Here is a 19,231-nt window from a genome sequence, read left to right on the forward strand (position 1 = left end):
AAAATAGAAGCTCAGCAAAAACCTTGATTTGGTACTTTGCTTTAAAATAGATCCTTTTCAAAAGCACTGAGTCCAAATAATGCAAAATCATATTTTACAGGATCTTGTGGGTCTAATTTTCTTAATTGTTTATCCAGTTCGGCCAAAGCGATAGCATCATTCTGCTTGCGTTTTAACAAACCTAATTGTCTTGCTACACGACCAGAATGTACATCTAAAGGGCAGGAGAGTAGGGCAGGTTTTAGTGATGGCCATATTCCAAAGTCAACACCTGCTGCATTAGGTCTTACCATCCATCTTAGGTACATATTGATACGCTTAGCAGCTGATTTTTTCAGCGGGTCGCTCACGTGTTTCTGTGTGCGAGGTAAATGTTCGACTTCAAAAAAGTGCTTTTTAAAATGATGAATTGCGGTTTGCAGTTCATTATTCAAAACAGAGCTATTAAAAACCGCTTCTATGCCTTCATAATGCGTGTAAATATGACGTAAGGCTTTTATAAACGTCATCAGGTCTGTACCATTAAATGTGCGATGTACGAAAGGCAATAAACGTTCGAGATCATTTTCGGTATGATTCATCACAAAATCAAATGGAGCATTTTCAAGTAATGCAACGAGTTGATTACCGTTTTTTATGATGCTCTTGCGGTTACCCCAAGCGATAGTAGCAACCAAAAAGCCTATGATCTCAATATCTTCTTTTTTACTAAATTGATGCGGAATCTGAATAGGATCTGTGCCTATAAACTTTGGACTTTCATAGAGCGCAGCCTTTTCATCTAAAAATTCTTTGAGTTCGCTTTTTTTTAATCTAAGAGATGATTTTGCCATCTACCATGGTGAGTTTACGATCTGCCATTGTTGCTAGATCTTCATTATGCGTTACGATTACAAAGGTTTGATTATAGGTGTCGCGAAGCTTAAAAAATAATTGGTGCAGATTCTCTGCAGACTCACTATCGAGATTTCCTGAAGGCTCATCGGCGAGAATTAATGCAGGTTCATTGATTAGCGAACGCGCGACAGCAACACGTTGTTGTTCACCTCCTGAAAGTGCGCCGGGCTTATGATTTATACGATGACCAAGGCCTAAAAAATCTAAAAGTTCTTTAGCCTTTGCTTCGGCTTCTTCTTTACTTTTTTTAGCAATATACGCCGGGATACATACATTCTCTAATGCTGTAAATTCTGGCAGAAGTTGATGAAACTGAAAAATAAATCCAATATTTAAGTTGCGAAATTTACTCAGCTCTTTTTCGTTAAGGTCTGCGATTTGAGTATCGTTGATGAAAAGATTAGTCGTTTTGTTTTTATCGGCGCGATCTAGTGTTCCTAAAATTTGAAGGAGTGTGGTTTTTCCGGCGCCACTTGCACCCACGACCGAAACTACTTCGCCATCTTTAATTTCAAGATCAACACCTTTCAAGACTTGGACATCTCCATAGGATTTATAAATATTTTCAGCTTTAATCATAATATATGCAATGCAATTAAATGTAAGCTAGCCGGTGTGTTTTCGACTAGTATGCTGCCTTTTACTGTTTAATAATCTCAGATATTTCAGCAACAGGTTTCAAAGATACTACAGTGTAAAAGATTTGCGTCTTCACGTGTGCTATTTGTTTTTTGTTTAATGATTTGTCTAAATGTATTAACAAAAGGTTAAACAGTATCTGAGTTAAGATTCAGATTATAAATTTGCTAAGCTATGAATGAAAAATTAGAAAAAGCCACTTTTGCCAATGGATGCTTCTGGTGTACAGAAGCCGTGTTTCAGCGGTTTAAAGGAGTTTACAATGTGATGAGTGGTTATACCGGTGGGACGATTAAAAATCCACCGTATCGCGAGGTATGTCAAGGAAGAACGGGACACGCAGAAGGAATTCAGTTTGATTTTAACCCTGAAATCATTTCTTATAAGGATTTGCTGCAGGTGTTTTTTACTACACACGATCCTACTACATTAAATCGTCAAGGCAATGATGTGGGAACACAATATCGAAGTGCGATTTTTTACCATACCGAAGAACAGCAAAAACTTGCAGAGCAGTATATCGCTTACTTAGAAGAACAACAGGTTTTTGAGTCTAAAATTGTTACCGAAGTGACACCGGCAAAACCATTTTATAACGCTGAAGAAGAGCATCATTCGTTCTATAATAATCATACTGAGCAAGGGTATTGTCAGTTTATAATAAATCCTAAAGTCAACAAAATAAAGAAGCTATACCAAGATAAATTGCAAGAGGTGTATCTTTAATCAAAACATATATTTATGGCTCCATACAGACAATTTGAAGAGTATAATATCGATGTAAAAGAAGATGTGAAGGATCGCTATAAGGCGATCATAACAGATCTGGGCGAAGATGTAACCCGTGAAGGTATTGTAAAAACACCGGAGCGTGCCGCTAAAGCAATGATGTATTTAACCAGCGGTTATGACATGGATGCAAGTGAGATTCTCAAAGGAGCTATGTTTAAAGAAGATTACAGGGAAATGGTAATCGTTAAAAACATTGAATTATATTCTTTGTGTGAGCACCATTTACTACCATTTTTTGGAAAAGCACATATCGCTTATATACCAGACGGTCATATTGTAGGTTTAAGTAAACTTCCTCGCGTTGTAGATGTATTTTCTAGAAGATTGCAGGTTCAGGAACGTTTGACCCACGATATTTTAGAGTGTATCAATAACACACTCAAACCACAAGGAGTTGCGGTAGTGATTGAAGCTTCTCATATGTGTATGATGATGCGCGGAGTTCAAAAGCAAAATTCAACGACTACAACCTCAGGGTTTAGAGGACAATTTGAACATAATGAAACGCGCAATGAGTTTTTAAAACTCATAGGTTCTGATTTGGCGTAGTTTGGCAGGTTATTTGCTCTATTAAAAGTAAAATTCAAAAAGATGAAAACCTTAAATTATAATTTACTACTAAAAGGGCTGTTTTTTGATGCAGTTGGAATGCTCACCATGGCGACCCCGGTAATTGGGCCTTTTTTAGATTTAGCATGGGCTCCGGTGGCAGCTAAGCAGATGACCAAAATGTATCCTGGAAGAAAAGGCAAATTTGCCTCAATTTTAGTTTTTGTAGAAGAGATTTTACCGTTTACAGATATCATTCCTTCATTTACGTTGATGTGGGCTTATACTTTTCTTATTAGTCCGCAACGTGATTTGAAAATGAAATCAATCCCTATTAGATCAAACAAATAAAAATAGTAGAAGAGGCGCTTAAATTTGAGCGCCTCTTTTATTTAAATGATGCAACTGTAGTGCTAATCCACTCTTGAGCTTCATCTGTTGATTTAAAAATGGCAAATGGTTTTTTGTAGAACCGCTCTTCAATCTCTGCATTTCCGGTGCAAATATTTGAAAAAGAAACAATAGCGAAAGCTTTAAGACTAGGAACAGTATTAAGTTCACTGTATATCAATGGATTTATACTGTATGAATGTTTTCTAACAGAAACATAACCAAAGGGTTTATCGTCAAAATGAACTAAGCACGCTTCGAGAAATAGTTGGCGCTCTTTCTGGTCAAAGTTGACACCTGGGTTTACATAACCCAAGACATGGTTTTCGAAAAATTCGAGTACCCCGATTCCCAAATCTATTTTTCTTAAGACTTTCATTGTATCTAAATTAACAAAAAAAACCACCTAAATAGGTGGTTTTTAATATTTTATATGGAGAATTAATTTAGGATTGAGCTGAATTCTCAGTCTTCTCAATTTTTATAGTCAACTCTTCTTTATCGTCTTCAAGATCCATAAAAATGCGATCACCTTCGGTTATTTTGGAGGAGATAATCTCCTCAGCAAGTGCATCTTCAATATACTTTTGAATGGCACGCTTTAAAGGTCGAGCACCATATTCTTTATCAAAACCTTTATCGCTAATAAAGTCTTTTGCTTTATCACTTAAAGTCAAGTGATATCCTAAAGTTTCTATGCGCTGATAAAGCTTTTTAAGCTCGATATCGATGATTTTATGTATTTCTTTACGATCTAGCGCATTAAATACGATTACATCATCAACACGATTTAAGAATTCTGGAGCAAAAGCCTTTTTGAGCGCTTGTTGGATTACACCTTTAGCATTCTCTTCAGCTTGTTCTTTACGCGCTGCAGTACCAAAACCTACACCTTGACCAAAGTCTTTAAGTTTACGAGCACCTATGTTTGAAGTCATAATAATTACAGTGTTTCTAAAATCGATTTTACGACCTAAAGAATCTGTGATATAACCATCATCAAGTACTTGTAACAACATATTGAATACGTCAGGGTGTGCCTTCTCAATTTCGTCAAGTAGAATTACAGAATATGGTTTTCTACGTACTTTTTCAGTAAGCTGACCACCTTCTTCATAACCTACATATCCCGGAGGTGCACCGATTAAGCGAGATATAGCAAATTTTTCCATATACTCACTCATATCAATTCGCACGAGAGAATCTTCATTGTCAAACAGTTCAGTAGCTAAAATTTTTGCAAGTTGCGTTTTACCTACACCTGTCTGACCTAAGAAAATGAAAGAGCCAATCGGTTTATGCGGGTCTTTCAATCCTGCACGATTCCGTTGAATAGCTTTTGCTACTTTAGCAACTGCTTCGTCTTGACCAATTACTTTTGATTTAATAGACTTAGGCAACTCAGCAAGTTTGTTGCTTTCTGTTTTTGCAATTCGGTTCACCGGAATTCCAGACATCATAGAAACCACATCAGCAACGTTATCTTCGGTCACGGTTTCTTTATGCTGTTTAGAATCTTCTTCCCAATTTTGCTGTGCTACAGCCAGTTCTTTTTCAAGGTTCTTCTCATCATCGCGCAGTTTTGCAGCTTCTTCGTATTTCTGTTTTTTAACTACAGAATTTTTACGCTCACGTACTTCTTCTAATTGGCGTTCTAAATCAAGAATTTTCTTTGGGACGTCAATATTCACAATATGCACTCGAGACCCTGCCTCATCCAGAGCATCAATAGCTTTGTCCGGAAGAAAACGATCTGTCATATATCTATTAGTAAGCGTAACGCAAGCTTTTATCGCTTCGTCGGTATAGGATACATTATGATGATCTTCATATTTATCCTTAATGTTGTTTAGGATTTCTATGGTCTCCTCAATATTCGTAGGCTCAACAATCACCTTTTGAAAACGACGCTCAAGCGCACCATCTTTCTCAATGTATTGTCTATACTCGTCTAGCGTTGTTGCTCCAATGCATTGAATTTCGCCACGTGCCAAAGCAGGTTTAAACATATTGCTCGCATCAAGCGATCCTGTGGCACCACCTGCACCAACAATAGTATGAATTTCATCAATGAATAAAATGATGTCTGAATTTTTCTCTAATTCATTCATCACTGCTTTCATACGCTCTTCAAACTGACCGCGATATTTGGTTCCTGCAACTAAGCTTGCAAGATCCAGCGTCACAACACGCTTGTCAAAAAGAATACGTGATACTTTTCGCTTAACAATTAGCAAAGCAAGACCTTCGGCAATGGCAGATTTACCAACACCCGGCTCACCGATAAGTAGCGGATTGTTTTTCTTACGTCTACTCAAAATTTGAGAAACACGCTCGATTTCTTTTTCTCGTCCCACTACAGGATCTAGTTTATCATCTTCGGCAAGTGCGGTAAGATCGCGCCCGAAGTTGTCTAGAACTGGAGTTTTCGATTTTTTATTTGATTTATTTCCCGGAGCATTAAAAGGATTTTCTTTAGACGAATCTGCAGTATTATCATCTTCGCTAAACGATTCACTTTTTATTGGCTCTATATAATCGTCATCACTAGTCATCATAAGTTTGAATTGATCTTTTACATTGTCATAATCTACTTTGAGTTTATTGAGCAATTTGGTCGTAGGATCGTTCTCATTGCGTAAAACACAAAGTAAAAGATGCGCTGTGTTAATAGAAGAACTTTGAAAAAGTTTTGCTTCTAAAAAAGTTGTTTTTAAAGCACGCTCGGCTTGTCTGGTAAGATGTAGGTTTTTCTTCTCATTGCTGGAAATTCCTGATCCCGGATTTGCCGGACTCAAAATTTCTACCTTGCGCCTTAAATGGCTAAGGTCTACATCTAGCGCCTGAAGAATTTCGATCGCTTTACCGCTTCCGTCACGTAGAAGGCCTAACATTAAATGTTCGGTTCCTATAAAATCGTGGCCCAAACGTAAAGCTTCTTCTTTACTATAGGCAATTACATCTTTAACTCGGGGTGAAAAATTATCATCCATAAACGCTCCTCTCTTTATCTTAGGTTTTTGGTATTAGTAGGTCAAAAACCGTTCCGTTGATTACTTTGTAAGTAAATTGACAAAATTACTTTCAAAGACACAATGGAAGTTAAGCATACTTATTAAAAACCAAAATTAATTTTTGTTAATAAAAACCAGCTTAGCTTATTTGCGCAGCCTCCTAAAACAGACAAGAAAACCGTATATTGCCCCTTACTGTTTAAACCACAATTAAAGATTAAAATATATGGCTGAAGGAGAGAAGTTAATTCCTATCAACATTGAAGATGAAATGAAATCAGCCTACATTGATTATTCAATGTCGGTCATCGTGTCACGTGCGTTGCCAGATGTGCGGGACGGTTTGAAGCCTGTACATAGACGTGTTTTGTTTGGAATGCATGAACTAGGTGTTCGGTCAAACTCTGCACATAAAAAGTCTGCGAGAATTGTAGGAGAGGTACTTGGTAAATATCACCCTCACGGGGATACATCAGTTTACGATACCATGGTGCGTATGGCACAAGAGTGGAGTTTGCGCTATATGCTGGTAGATGGTCAAGGTAACTTTGGTTCTGTAGATGGTGATAGCCCGGCGGCGATGCGATATACAGAGGCGCGTATGCGCAAGATTTCAGAAGAAATGCTTGCCGATATAGATAAAGATACGGTAGATCACACCCTAAATTTTGACGATACTTTAAAAGAACCTACTGTTTTACCTACGCGTATTCCGGGACTTTTAGTAAACGGAGCTTCGGGTATTGCTGTGGGTATGGCAACCAATATGCCACCACACAACCTTACTGAAGTTGTAAACGGGACTATCGCATATATCGAAAACAACGACATCGAAATAGATGAGTTGATGCAGCACATCACAGCTCCAGATTTCCCGACAGGAGGAACGATCTATGGCTATGACGGTGTACGCGAGGCTTTTAAAACCGGAAGAGGTCGTGTTGTACTACGCGCCAAAGCGATCATTGAAGAAGTAAAGGGAAGAGAATGCATCATCGTTAGCGAAATTCCATATCAGGTGAACAAAGCCGATATGATAAAGAAAACCGCAGATCTTGTTAATGAAAAGAAGATCGACGGTATTGCTTCAATACGTGATGAGTCTGACCGTAAAGGTATGCGTATCGTTTATGTTCTTAAACGTGACGCCATCCCTAACATTGTTCTTAATACCTTATTTAAATATACTGCGCTGCAGTCTTCTTTCAGTGTGAATAATATTGCATTGGTGAAAGGAAGACCAGAAATGTTGAATCTAAAAGATATGATTCATCATTTCGTAGATCACCGTCATGAGGTGGTTGTACGCCGTACCGAATATGAGCTTAAAAAAGCTGAAGATCGTGCGCATATTTTAGAAGGTCTTATCATCGCGTCAGATAATATTGACGAGGTGATTGCTTTGATACGTGCAAGTAGTAATGCTGAGGAAGCCCGTCAAAAATTGATCGATCGTTTTGAATTGACTGAAATTCAAGCACGAGCGATTGTTGAAATGCGCTTAAGACAGCTTACCGGTCTCGAGCAAGACAAATTACGTGAAGAGTATGAAGAGCTCTTAAAAACGATTGAAGACTTGAAGGATATTCTAGCGCGTAAAGAGCGTCGTATGGATATCATCAAAGAAGAGCTCGAAGAAATTAGAGCTAAATATGGTGATGAACGTCGTACAGATATTGATATTGCCGGCGGTGATGTTAGTATCACAGACCTGATTCCTGATGAGAAAGTTGTTCTTACTATTTCTCACGCGGGTTACGTGAAGCGAACTTCACTAATGGAATATAAAACCCAGAATAGAGGAGGGGTTGGACAAAAAGGTTCTACTACGCGTAATGAAGATTTCTTAGAACATCTGTTTGTAGGAACAAACCATCAGTATTTGATTTTCTTTACTGAAAAAGGAAAATGTTTCTGGGTACGTGTTTTTGAAATTCCGGAAGGAAGCAAAACTTCAAAAGGACGCGCAATCCAAAACTTGATCAATATCGAGCCAGATGATAAAGTAAAAGCCTTTATCTGTACCAATGACCTAAAAGACGAGGAATACATCAACAGTCATTATGTCATTATGGCGACCAAAAAAGGTCAGGTTAAGAAAACTTCTCTTGAGCAATACTCACGACCACGAACTAACGGAATCAACGCGATTACTATTAAGGAAGGTGATGAATTGCTCGCTGCAAAGTTAACCACCGGAGATAGCCAAGTGATGCTTGCAGTCAAATCTGGTAAAGCGATTCGCTTTGAAGAAGAGAAGACTAGACCTATGGGTAGAAACGCTTCTGGTGTGCGTGGCATAACTCTTGCAGATGATAATGACGAAGTGATCGGCATGGTCGCTGTAAACGATCCTGAGTCTAATGTTCTTGTAGTTTCAGAAAACGGCTATGGTAAGCGTTCTTTAGTTGAAGACTATCGAGTGACTAACCGAGGAGGTAAGGGAGTTAAAACAATTTCTGTTACCGAAAAAACCGGAAATCTTGTAGCAATCAACAATGTTACAGATGAAGATGATCTTATGATCATCAATAAGTCTGGAATCGCAATTAGAATGGAAGTTTCAGAATTGCGAGTTATGGGCCGTGCTACACAAGGTGTGCGACTTATTAATCTTAAGAAGGGAGACACAATTGCTGCTGTAACTAAGGTTAAAAAGGATGAGGATGATATTGAAGGGGATGATACTGAAGATATCGTGACTGATGAAAACGCACCAGAAACACCAAATGTTGAAAAACCTTCTTCTGACGAAGAAGAATAAATAAAGTCGAATATTAATAAAAATCAATAATGAAAACTAAATCTTTATTGCTTGCAGCCCTATCATTTACTGCAGTAACCTTTGCGCAGAAAAGGGAAATCAGATCTGCGGAAAAAACTGTAGATGATGAAAATTATGCTGAAGCACAAACTGAAATCGCCGCTGTTGAAAGTATGATGGGCGAGATGGATGAAAAAGAAAAAGAATATTATTACTTTGTAAAAGGACGTGCATTTCTTGGTGGAGAAAACAACAAGAATGCAGACGAACTTTTAAAAGCGATGGAAGCTTTTAATCAAGTTTTTGAATACAACGAAGGAGATAAATATGGCGAAGAAGCTACGCAATACAAGCAGACTGCTATGAACGCTATTATCTCTTCTGCTGTAGATGATCAAAATGCACAGAAATATGCTCCTGCAGCAGACAAGCTTTATAGATTATATACCTTAACACCAAAGGATACTTCTTATCTTTATTTTGCAGCTTCAAATGCAGTGAATGGTCAAGACTACGATACTGCTCTTGATTACTACGGGCAGCTTAAAGATTTGGGCTACACCGGTATTGAGACTAAATACACTGCTAAGAATAAAGAGAGTGGTGAAGTAGAAAGTTTTCCTTCAAAGCAACAACGTGATCTTTTTGTAAAATCTGGTTCTCACGAAGATCCTAAAGTTGAGGTTACCGAGTCTCGCGCAGGTGAGATTGCAAAAAACATTGCGCTTATCTATATTCAAGAAGGGAAGAATGAGGAAGCTTTAGAAGCGATCAAAGACGCTTTGGCTGCAAATCCTGATGATGATGCATTATTGCGCTCTGCAGCAGATGTATATCTTAAAATGGGAATGACAGACGAGTATGAAGCTGCATTACAAAAGGTAATCGAGAAAGATCCTAATAATCCTGGTTTGTATTTTAACCTTGGTGTAGGTGCTGCTGATGCTGGTAATACTGAGAAAGCGCTTGGTTATTACAAAAAAGCTTTGGAGATCGATCCTGATTATGCCGGAGCAAATCTTAACATCGCTGCATTGATGCTAGGTAAAGACAAAGAGATTATTGAGCAAATGAACTCTTTAGGAAATACTAAGGCAGATAATGATAAGTATGAAGAGCTTAAAGAAGAGCGCTTACAATTATACAAAGATGCTGTTCCTTATTTAGAAAAAGCTACTGCTGGTGAGAATCCAAATATTGAAGCGATAAGAACTTTATATAACATCCATATTCAGTTAGGGAATACTGAAGAAGCTGAAGCTTACAAAGCGAAGCTTGATGCAATGCAAGGTTAATTTTTAGCAAGTTTTAAACTTCTATAAAAGAAAAGTCCGATTCATTTTGAATCGGACTTTTTTTGTTTAATTCTAATTAAGAGACAGAATCTAATTATTCTGTTCGGTCGTATTTTTCCATATAACGTTTCCAAAGCTCAGTTTGATGTGATTCTAAACTGATGCTTCTTCCGTTGATGAATGCGTGCGTAAGGTTGTTTCCTTTCATTTCTAAAGCATTTCCGGTGCTTACAAAGAAGGTTGCATCCTTTCCATTTTCAAGTGTTCCTACCTGATCACTCATTCCTAAGATTTCAGCTGCATTTTTAGTGATCAACTGTAATGCATCTTCAAAACTTAAACCGTGAGCAGTTGTTTGACCTGCGTAAAAAGGCGTGTTACGTGCTTCCCAATACTCTCCGCTGTTCCCTAGAGCAACCTTAACACCGGCTTCAACAAGGGTTACAGCCATTTTAAAAGAGATGTTGTAGTCGTCATCTTCAGCTTCAGGTAAACTATGTACGCGAGCGAGAATTACCGGCACATCAGCTTTGGCTATCTCATCTGCAACTTTATATGCGCGATAAGCTCCTACAAGTACAAGCTTGTCGATATTCATTTCTTCTTTAAACTTAAGAACATCAAGAATTTCCTTTTCAGAATCAACGTGCACATAGAGGTTTTGACTTCCGTCTAAAACACCTTGCATAGCTGCAAAAGGTAAGTTCTTAATAGAAGAATCACCCGCTTCGTATGCCGCAGATTGACTCATGAAATCTTTAATTTCTGTGATGTTAGACGCGTACTCTTTATTTGGGCTGTAACCTGCGTCTTCACCTAACCACCAGCGACCACGTCTAAAACTATTGGGCCAGTTTAAGTGAATTCCATCGCCGCGCTTAATGGCAGCATCTTCCCAATTCCAAGCATCTAGTTGTACCACAGATGACTCTCCTGAGATCGTACCCCCTTGAGGAACCGTTTGTGCGAGCAGCACACCGTTAGGGCGCATACTTTCAACTACTTTTGATTCTGCATTATAAGCGACAATAGCTTCAATATGCGGGTTGTACTCCCCAATTTCATCCTGATCTTCTGTTGCGCGTACCGCTTCAATTTCAATCAAACCTAGCTTGGTGTCTAGCGCGATGAAGCTTGGGTAGACGTGTTGTCCATCAATTTTGATGATCTCTCCTTTAAGAGGTCGCTTTGTTGTAGTCGCATCATAAACACCAACGATCTTTCCGTCAGTAATAAAAATCAGACTGTTTTCAATAACCTCTCCATTTCCAATATGCGCAACACCGCCGGTAAGCGTTATGTCACCTTTTTGAACCGGAGCAGGAGTTTGCTGTGCTTGCAGCGAAAGGACTGCAAAAAATAGTAGTATATATAATTTTTTAAATGTCTTCATTCTAGTATAGTGTTTCTAAAGTGTCACAATCTAAACGCTGTTTTTCGTTCTTCTTAGCAGGCTGCGTTTTAAGACCTTTATTTTTGGCGCCAAGCATCATTGTAGAAAGCTTATTCTTTTTAGCTTCAACCTTTTCTTTCAGTTCTTTATCGGTTTCAATATCGAAATAAACAACACCTTCAACCATTGTTTTTTCGGCAACTGCGCTTACAGACATCGGGTAGGTTGACCAAAGCACTAAATCTGCATCTTTTCCTTCTTTGATACTACCGGTACGGTCATCAATATGAAGCATTTTTGCAGGGTTAAGTGTGACAAACTTCCAGGCTTCTTCTTCTGGTACGCCACCATATTTCATAGTCTTAGCAGCTTCCTGATTCAATCTACGGCTCATTTCGGCATCATCACTGTTGATACCGGTAAGTACACCTTGGCTCCACATAATAGCCGCATTGTACGGTATAGCATCGTTAACTTCATACTTGTACGCCCACCAGTCGCTAAATGTTGAACCTGCAACACCGTGTTCTTGCATCTTATCAGCTACTTTATAACCTTCAAGAATATGTGTGAATGTGTTAATTCTAAAGTCGAAACTTTCAGCTACTTTCATAAGCATATTGATTTCACTTTGAACATAAGAATGCGAAGTGATAAAGCGATCTGCGTTTAAGATTTCGACAAGCGTTTCCATCTCGTAATCTGTACGATACGGCTCGCCGCTATTTTTCTTAGCCTCATATTCTTTAGCACGCTGAAAATAATCTGTGAACATTTGCTGAACCCCCATACGCGTCTGTGGGAATCTGCTGTAGCTGCCCCAGTTTGATTGCTTCACGTTTTCACCCAAGGCAAATTTGATAAACTTGGCATCATCAAGAACCATCTCATCGATGCTAGAACCCCATTTAAGTTTCATCACAGCTGATTGACCTCCAATTGGATTTGCTGAACCGTGTAAGAGTTGAATGGTTGTAACTCCGCCTGCAAGATCTCTATAAATGTCTATATCGTCTGGGTTAACCGCATCTCTCATACGAACCTCTGCAGATGAGTTTTGACCAGACTCATTAATAGAAAATGCAGCAATATGAGAATGCTCATCAATAATACCACTAGTTAAATGCTTACCAGTCGCATCAACAACTTTCGCACCACCGGCGCTTAGTCCCTTACCTACTTTGGCAATTTTACCATTTTTTACAAGTACATCAGTTTCTTCTAAAATACCTGCTTCTTCATTAGTCCAAACCGTAGCGTTTTTAAACAGAATTGTTTCAGCCTCTGGTTTTTCTTCATAGCCATAAGCCACGTTAGGATAGGTAAGCGGCATCACTTCTGGAGCTACTTCTTCTTTATCATCGTCTTCTTTTTCTTCCTCTTCCGTTTCGGTTGAAGGTTTTTTCGAAATATTAAAAGATGTCTCAGAACCATCAGGTAAGATTGCTTTACCGTTCCAAGGCGTATTTGGACTTACTTGTGCAATGACACGTGTATACTCTTTTTTATCGGCGTCACCTGTAAAAGTAACATTCAACCAACCATCATTGTAAGCTACTTTAGAACCGAGTTTTGTCTCACCATCCTTCACAGTAACCGAAGGTCTTTCTGTAGATTTTGAGATGGTCATATCATAAGATTTACCACCGGTATTTAAGGTATAGCTTCCATCAATGTCGATTATCGAAGCATCTTTAATTACATTCTGAGAACCCTGAACCCAATTTTCGTAAAGAATTGTTTCATCTTCAAAAAGTTCTCCCGAAGTGATTAAAAAGTTTGCCCAGGCATCAGTTGAAAGTGTTCCCAACTCTTCTGACTTTCCTAATAATTGAGCAGGAATAGTAGTCAACGCAGCTAGAGCGGTTTCTTTATCAAGACCATACTTAAACGCTTTTTTCAACATAGAAGAAAGCATTCCCGGAGACTTCAAACCATTAGAAGTAATGGCAAAGGTTAGTCCTGCCTCGTCTAATTTTGCCGGGTTGGTAGGCGCTTGATTCCATTCAAGCATTTGGCTTAAGCTTACAAAATCTGCTTGATACGGATCTTCAACATCATAAGCGTCTTGAAAATTAATAGGAATAATGTACGAAGCGCCTGTAGCTTTAACCTCGCCAATACGCTTATACTCATCACCTCCACCTACAATGATAAAAGGTACTCCGGTTTCTTTAGATAAACTCGCGATGCGCAAATCATCATAAAGACCTTCACCAAAAAAGATTTGTGGAAGATCCATATTTGCATTTAGCGCCTCTAGTGAAAGATCTCTAGTGTCAACATTGCCACCAGCATACCATTCTGCATCTTCAAAAACCTGACGGATAAGAGCAGTGGAACCCATTACAGAAGATGGATACGATTGCTGCGAAAGGTTACTCTTATTAAAAGAAAAGAATTGTGCAGATCGAGTATCAAGAAGACGCTCTGCTGTATTTCCTTCAGAATTTAGAGCGACGAGAATTCCGTTTCCTCGTGCAAGACCATCTGCCATATGCGTACTTACCGCACCAAAACCGGCTTCAACCAAATCTTTTGCAGCTTTATTATCATACTTGAACGCATCAAGAGCATTGGTTTCTGCTCGTATATGATCGTTCCAATAATAGCCTTCACGTGTTGCTTCATATTGCGGACTGCGACCACCAAAGGAGCGTTCTGGTGTTTTAACACCAAAAGTAGAATAGGCTTCTACAAAAGAAGGATAAACGTGTTTCCCTTCCAGATCAATTACCACAGCATTTTTTGGGCTGTCTACAGATTTTCCTACAGATACAATCTTACCGTCTTTGATAAGCAAACTTCCGTTTGAAATCGTTTTACCTGGAGAAGGATGCAAGGTTGCATTTTTGAATAGGGTGTAGTTTGTGTTGATAGATTTTACTCCATCGTTTACCGGATAATATTCCTGCGCTGAAACCATACAGAACATGAATAATAACCATCCGGTGAAGAATAGTTTTTTGTTCATAATTTAACTTAATTTAAGAATGCTCTCTAAATTAAAGGTAAATACGCGGCTTTAAGATATTTTAAGAGTAATTAAGATATTTTTAACGCTTAAACGTGAAGAGGACGCTTCTTAAAATAATTCACCAAAAGAGCCACTACATAATTATAACTCTGCATTCCAGCAGGTTGATTATTTGCTTTTAGATAGCCACCGTAAAATTTGGCTAACAAAGGCTCTAATGGATTTTGATACGTCATCCAGAAGTCTCGCGACTGCCTGTAATTTGCGATAATTCCCGGTTTTATTTTAGAAGAAAGCAGTTCGCCTGCAGCAGGATTTCGTTGATAGACATCACTGAGACAATAGCGCAAAGCAAATATATAGCCAGAATATTTGAAGTAAGGATCAGGATTATTTGTGGTTGCCATAACCGCAATAAAATTGGCTTCGTTTTCTTTTGCAAAACCCAATTGATGTGCTTCTTCGTGGCAGCTTACTAAAGGCCAGCGATGTGCCGGTAGCAAGCCATTTATTTGACCTTCTTGAGTTATCGGGTTAAGATAACCTCCAAATCCCATATAACTTAATGGATAACGGTAAAGCGAATTTTTAATGCTTTTGGGATGGTAGTCTAGTTTTGGGAAATTATCTTCTACAATTGCATAACCTTCAGGGGTTTTGTCAAAAATGTCTTGTAAATCTTGCTGAAAGACTACAGGCAACGTATCGTTTGGCTGAAGCCTTTCGTGCAGCATATTGGCTTTTTTAATAAGTCGTTGGGTAAGACTTATTACCTCTTCTGTGGTGTATTGATTTTCAATACCAAGCGCTTGATGCAGTGGTAACCTATAGTAATTTAAACCCCATAAAACGTGAAAGGCTAAATAGATGATGTTGGCAAATAAAATACCTTGAGTTAAAAACGGAATAAAGGTTTTGAATTTATTTCTGAAGAGTTTAAAAAGAGCGACCAGTAAATAAATAATCACCGCCGTATACATCAAATCTCCGAAAGAAAAAGGAATCCATCCAAATACATACCTAAATAATCTAGAAGTGTACTCGTAGATTCCATTGCTGTAATACCGCTCGATAAACTCCGGATGTGTAGCAAGTAATTTGAGGCCAATGATCTGAAGCACTAAAACACCAGAATAAATAAGAAGCTTTTTAATTTTCATCAGTATTTAATAGGCTTGAGATTCTGCTACTACTTCTTCGTTAGTTATGCTTAAATGCTGTGGTAGTTTATTGTCTTTAGGTAAAACGGCTAGATATCGATCAAAATTTGAGGTATACACCAATTTGAAATTCGGTTTGATCTTGATGTCCAGTTTAGTAATGATTTCGTTGATGAATTCTTGATGATGAATCAAGTCATTACTTCCCAAGTGAAAAATCCCAAAACGGTTTCGGTTGATGATAAAATGAATTTGCTGCGCCAGTTTACGATCAGTAGTCGTATTCATAATCAAATGCGGAAATACTTCAACTTGCTCTTGCAGTAAAATAGCATTCTTTATGGCGCGTACTCGAGGGGAGTTCATCCCAAAAACCATCGGTAACCTAATGATCGCATATTGCTCTTCCGGCAGGTAATTGAGAAAGAAATTCTCACAGCGTATTTTAAGCTTTCCGTATTTACTTTCTGATAATGTTTTATCATACTCGTAGCTGGGGTAGTTTACAAAAGCATCAAAAACATTAGCCGAAGAAAGATAGATCACATAAATACCGGTGCGTTGCGCATAATCGCAAAGATCTTCGTGCGCTTCTACTTGTCCTTCAAAATCACCACGTAAAGCCGAAATCACGACTGTTGGCCGCACTTGATTCAATACTTCGTAAATGCTGTCTCGAGAAACATCAAAATGAATAAAATGTTGATTGTCTGAGTAGATTCGGCCTGTATGGTATGTGCCATAGGTGTCATAGTACCTGTGTAATTCTTTATACAAGGCACCACCCAGGAAGCCGCTGGCTCCCAAAATCAATATTTTGTGTGTATTTTGAATGAGCGTTCACGTTTTAATTATGGTCGCTGCGTGTGCCACAGCGACCTAATTAGTGTTTTATGCTTTATAAAAAGGTAGTTTTACAACTTTAGCCGGGATGCTTTTATTGCGCACTTTGATAAAAATTTCGGTATCTGGTTTAGCTAGATCAGTTTTGACATAGCCCAGACCAATTCCTTTAGATAGGGAAGGAGACATCGTTCCCGAAGTCACCACGCCAATTACATTATCATCTGCATCTACGATCTCATAGTCCTTACGAGGAATACCGCGCGTTGTAAGTTCAAATCCTACTAACTTACGCTCGGGACCGTTTTCTTTTTGAGCTTTTAATGCTTCAGCATTGACAAAATCTTTAGTGAATTTTGTGATCCATCCCAAACCAGCTTCAATGGGCGAAGTGGTATCGTCAATGTCGTTTCCATAAAGGCAATAGCCCATTTCCAGACGCAAAGTATCACGAGCAGCAAGACCAATTGGCTTAATTCCAAAATCTTTTCCGGCTTCAAAAACCTTAGCCCATAGTTGCTCTGCGTGATCGTTGTGGCAATAAATCTCAAATCCACCACTGCCGGTATATCCTGTTGCGCTGATAATCACGTGATCGATACCTGCAAACGGAGCTACTTCAAAATTATAGAATTTAATCGCAGAAAGATCGGTCTTGGTAAGCGACTGCATGGCTTCAATTGCTTTTGGGCCTTGAATTGCTAAGAGCGAAAAATCATCAGAAATGTTCTTCAGCTCAACGCCAAATTCGTTATGACTACTAATCCATTCCCAATCTTTTTCAATATTTGAAGCGTTTACCACAAGCAAATATTCGTTTTCCCGAATGCGATAAACAATTAGATCATCTACGATCCCGCCTTCGTTATTCGGTAAGCAATTGTACTGCGCACCGCCAACTTTAAGTTTTGATATATCGTTACTACATACTTTTTGAAGCAGATCAAGCGCCTGCTCGCCAATGGCAAGAAATTCACCCATATGTGAAACATCAAAAACGCCAACGCCGTTGCGTACGGTTTCGTGCTCGGCATTTACGCCTTCGTAAGAAACCGGCATATTATATCCCGCAAATGGAACCATTTTAGCTCCTAAGCTTTCATGTATTTTGGTAAGTGCAGTAGATTTCATCTGTAAATTTTAAGAGCACAAATGTATCAAAACTACACTGAAAAGCGCAGCACCTAGCTTAACAAAAACGACTTAAATTCGTCGTAATTTTTAATAGCGATCGCGTGTTTTTCTTTGTCCATTACTGCTTTGATCTGCTCAGGAATTTCAATTTCTGCATCAATCACCGGATTTACAACAGGTAAAAACTTAACCGGATGTGCCGTTTCTAAGAAAATACCGTAAGCATCAGGATGGTCTTTCAGGTAATGTTTCAAGCCTAAATAGCCAACTGCGCCGTGCGGATCTGCGATATAACCGGTCTCTGCATAAATTTTTTGCATTGCTGCTTTGGTTTCCTCGTCAGAGTATGAAAAAGAGGACAATTTCTGCGAAAGGGCTTCCAGATCGTTGTTGAATAATTTCTGAATTCTAATAAAGTTTGAAGGATCACCCACATCCATCGCATTACTAATCGTCGCAACTGAAGGTTTTGGTTTGTATTCTCCTGTTTTTAAATATTCAGGAACGATGTCATTACTGTTTACCGAAGCTACAAAGTGCTTTACAGGCATTCCTAATTTATGCGCGACCATTCCCGCACAAATATTTCCGAAGTTTCCGCTAGGAACAGAAAAAACCAATTCTTTACCTTTTGATTTTGCTTGTTTGTATGCAAAAAGGAAATAGAATAGTTGCGGCAACCAGCGCGCAATATTAATAGAGTTGGCTGAAGTTAATTTACGTTGCGAAGTAATTTCTTCATCAAGAAATGCTGTTTTCACCATGGCTTGGCAATCATCAAAAACACCATCAACTTCCAGTGCGGTAATATTGGCGCCCAAAGTAGTTAATTGTTTTTCTTGAATATCACTCACTTTGCCGGTTGGATACAGAATCACAACATCAACACCTTCCACATTTAAAAAGCCACGAGCAACAGCACCGCCGGTATCGCCACTGGTAGCTACCAAAACCGTTACCGGCTCTTGTGTTTCTTTTTGTGCCGAAAAATAACCCAGGCAGCGTGCCATAAATCGAGCACCTACATCTTTAAACGCCATTGTAGGGCCGTGAAAAAGTTCTAGCGTTCCTATATTTTCTTCAACTTCTACAACAGGGAAATCGAAAGAAAGCACATCTGCGATAATATCTTTTAAGGCGGTATCAGGAATGACCCCATCAACAAATTGACGGATTGCAGTGAATGCGATTTCGTTATTTGACAGGTTTTCTATGTTGTCAAAAAACGACTGTGGAAGCGGTGTGATCGACTCGGGAAAATACAATCCTTTGTCGGGTGCAATTCCGCGTACAACAGCTTCTTCTAAACCTACCTCTGGCGCTTTACCATTTAAACTATAAAAGTTCATTTTCTTATAAATATTGAATGTGTATTCGTACGACA

At 38.7% G+C, this 19,231-nt stretch carries 15 protein-coding genes; 5 read left to right on the plus strand and 10 right to left on the minus strand.

Features of this window, described 5'->3' with window-relative positions; translation table 11 throughout:
* Nucleotides 1-41: 41 nt before the first annotated feature.
* Nucleotides 42-833, minus strand: a complete 792-nt coding sequence (locus WA338_RS07490; protein ID WP_272985815.1) for a TIGR02757 family protein — start codon at nucleotides 831-833, stop codon at nucleotides 42-44.
* A complete protein-coding gene (locus WA338_RS07495; protein WP_272985814.1) occupies nucleotides 814-1,476 on the minus strand; it encodes an ABC transporter ATP-binding protein in 663 nt (220 codons plus the stop codon). The genes WA338_RS07490 and WA338_RS07495 overlap by 20 nt, the downstream gene beginning before the upstream one ends.
* A 234-nt stretch (nucleotides 1,477-1,710) precedes the next feature.
* On the opposite strand from WA338_RS07495, the gene msrA reads away from it, so the two are divergent.
* Genes msrA through WA338_RS07510 form a run of 3 tightly spaced genes read left to right on the plus strand, consistent with a single transcriptional unit; the run spans nucleotide 1,711 to nucleotide 3,228 of the window.
* Nucleotides 1,711-2,262 (plus strand): peptide-methionine (S)-S-oxide reductase MsrA, encoded by a 552-nt coding sequence (gene msrA / locus WA338_RS07500; RefSeq protein WP_272985812.1) that lies wholly within the window; start codon nucleotides 1,711-1,713, stop codon nucleotides 2,260-2,262.
* 15 nt (nucleotides 2,263-2,277) lie between these two features.
* Complete coding sequence (gene folE, locus WA338_RS07505; RefSeq protein WP_273016547.1) at nucleotides 2,278-2,877, plus strand: GTP cyclohydrolase I FolE; 600 nt, start codon at nucleotides 2,278-2,280, stop codon at nucleotides 2,875-2,877.
* Between the two features lie 42 nt (nucleotides 2,878-2,919).
* Nucleotides 2,920-3,228 carry a hypothetical protein gene (locus tag WA338_RS07510; protein ID WP_273016549.1) on the plus strand — a complete coding sequence of 103 codons (309 nt, stop codon included), beginning with the start codon at nucleotides 2,920-2,922 and terminating at the stop codon, nucleotides 3,226-3,228.
* A gap of 37 nt (nucleotides 3,229-3,265) precedes the next feature.
* Here WA338_RS07510 and WA338_RS07515 read toward each other — a convergent pair whose 3' ends face one another.
* Nucleotides 3,266-3,646, minus strand: a complete 381-nt coding sequence (locus tag WA338_RS07515; RefSeq protein WP_336092811.1) for a hypothetical protein — start codon at nucleotides 3,644-3,646, stop codon at nucleotides 3,266-3,268.
* 67 nt (nucleotides 3,647-3,713) lie between these two features.
* Nucleotides 3,714-6,260: an ATP-dependent Clp protease ATP-binding subunit gene (locus WA338_RS07520; RefSeq protein ID WP_336092813.1), complete on the minus strand. Its 2,547-nt coding sequence runs from the start codon at nucleotides 6,258-6,260 to the stop codon at nucleotides 3,714-3,716.
* A 247-nt stretch (nucleotides 6,261-6,507) separates the two neighbouring features.
* Between WA338_RS07520 and gyrA the strand changes: the two genes are divergently transcribed.
* Together gyrA and WA338_RS07530 are read left to right on the plus strand one after the other, a co-directional pair.
* Nucleotides 6,508-9,045, plus strand: coding sequence for a DNA gyrase subunit A (gene gyrA / locus WA338_RS07525; protein ID WP_009780606.1), 2,538 nt, complete (start codon nucleotides 6,508-6,510; stop codon nucleotides 9,043-9,045).
* A gap of 29 nt (nucleotides 9,046-9,074) precedes the next feature.
* Complete coding sequence (locus WA338_RS07530) at nucleotides 9,075-10,340, plus strand: tetratricopeptide repeat protein (protein WP_336092814.1); 1,266 nt, start codon at nucleotides 9,075-9,077, stop codon at nucleotides 10,338-10,340.
* Nucleotides 10,341-10,434: 94 nt separating this feature from the next.
* Here the strand turns inward: WA338_RS07530 and WA338_RS07535 are convergent, their stop codons facing one another.
* The 6 genes from WA338_RS07535 to thrC all read right to left on the minus strand — a co-directional run bounded on the left by WA338_RS07535 (nucleotide 10,435) and on the right by thrC (nucleotide 19,196).
* Nucleotides 10,435-11,733, minus strand: a complete 1,299-nt coding sequence (locus tag WA338_RS07535) for an amidohydrolase family protein (protein WP_336092816.1) — start codon at nucleotides 11,731-11,733, stop codon at nucleotides 10,435-10,437.
* 1 nt (nucleotide 11,734) lies between these two features.
* Nucleotides 11,735-14,707, minus strand: a complete 2,973-nt coding sequence (locus tag WA338_RS07540) for an amidohydrolase family protein (protein WP_336092818.1) — start codon at nucleotides 14,705-14,707, stop codon at nucleotides 11,735-11,737.
* Between the two features lie 89 nt (nucleotides 14,708-14,796).
* Nucleotides 14,797-15,870, minus strand: a complete 1,074-nt coding sequence (locus tag WA338_RS07545) for a DUF3810 domain-containing protein (protein ID WP_336092820.1) — start codon at nucleotides 15,868-15,870, stop codon at nucleotides 14,797-14,799.
* A gap of 6 nt (nucleotides 15,871-15,876) precedes the next feature.
* Nucleotides 15,877-16,683, minus strand: coding sequence for a sugar nucleotide-binding protein (locus WA338_RS07550; RefSeq protein ID WP_336092822.1), 807 nt, complete (start codon nucleotides 16,681-16,683; stop codon nucleotides 15,877-15,879).
* A gap of 78 nt (nucleotides 16,684-16,761) precedes the next feature.
* On the minus strand, nucleotides 16,762-17,844 hold the full coding sequence (gcvT, locus tag WA338_RS07555) for a glycine cleavage system aminomethyltransferase GcvT (protein ID WP_336092824.1): 1,083 nt from the start codon (nucleotides 17,842-17,844) through the stop codon (nucleotides 16,762-16,764).
* 53 nt (nucleotides 17,845-17,897) lie between these two features.
* Nucleotides 17,898-19,196: a threonine synthase gene (gene thrC / locus WA338_RS07560; RefSeq protein ID WP_336092854.1), complete on the minus strand. Its 1,299-nt coding sequence runs from the start codon at nucleotides 19,194-19,196 to the stop codon at nucleotides 17,898-17,900.
* Nucleotides 19,197-19,231 lie beyond the last annotated feature (35 nt).

Origin of the sequence: Leeuwenhoekiella sp. CH_XMU1409-2 (assembly GCF_037029365.1) — a bacterium.
GTDB classification, from domain to species: Bacteria; Bacteroidota; Bacteroidia; order Flavobacteriales; family Flavobacteriaceae; genus Leeuwenhoekiella; species Leeuwenhoekiella blandensis.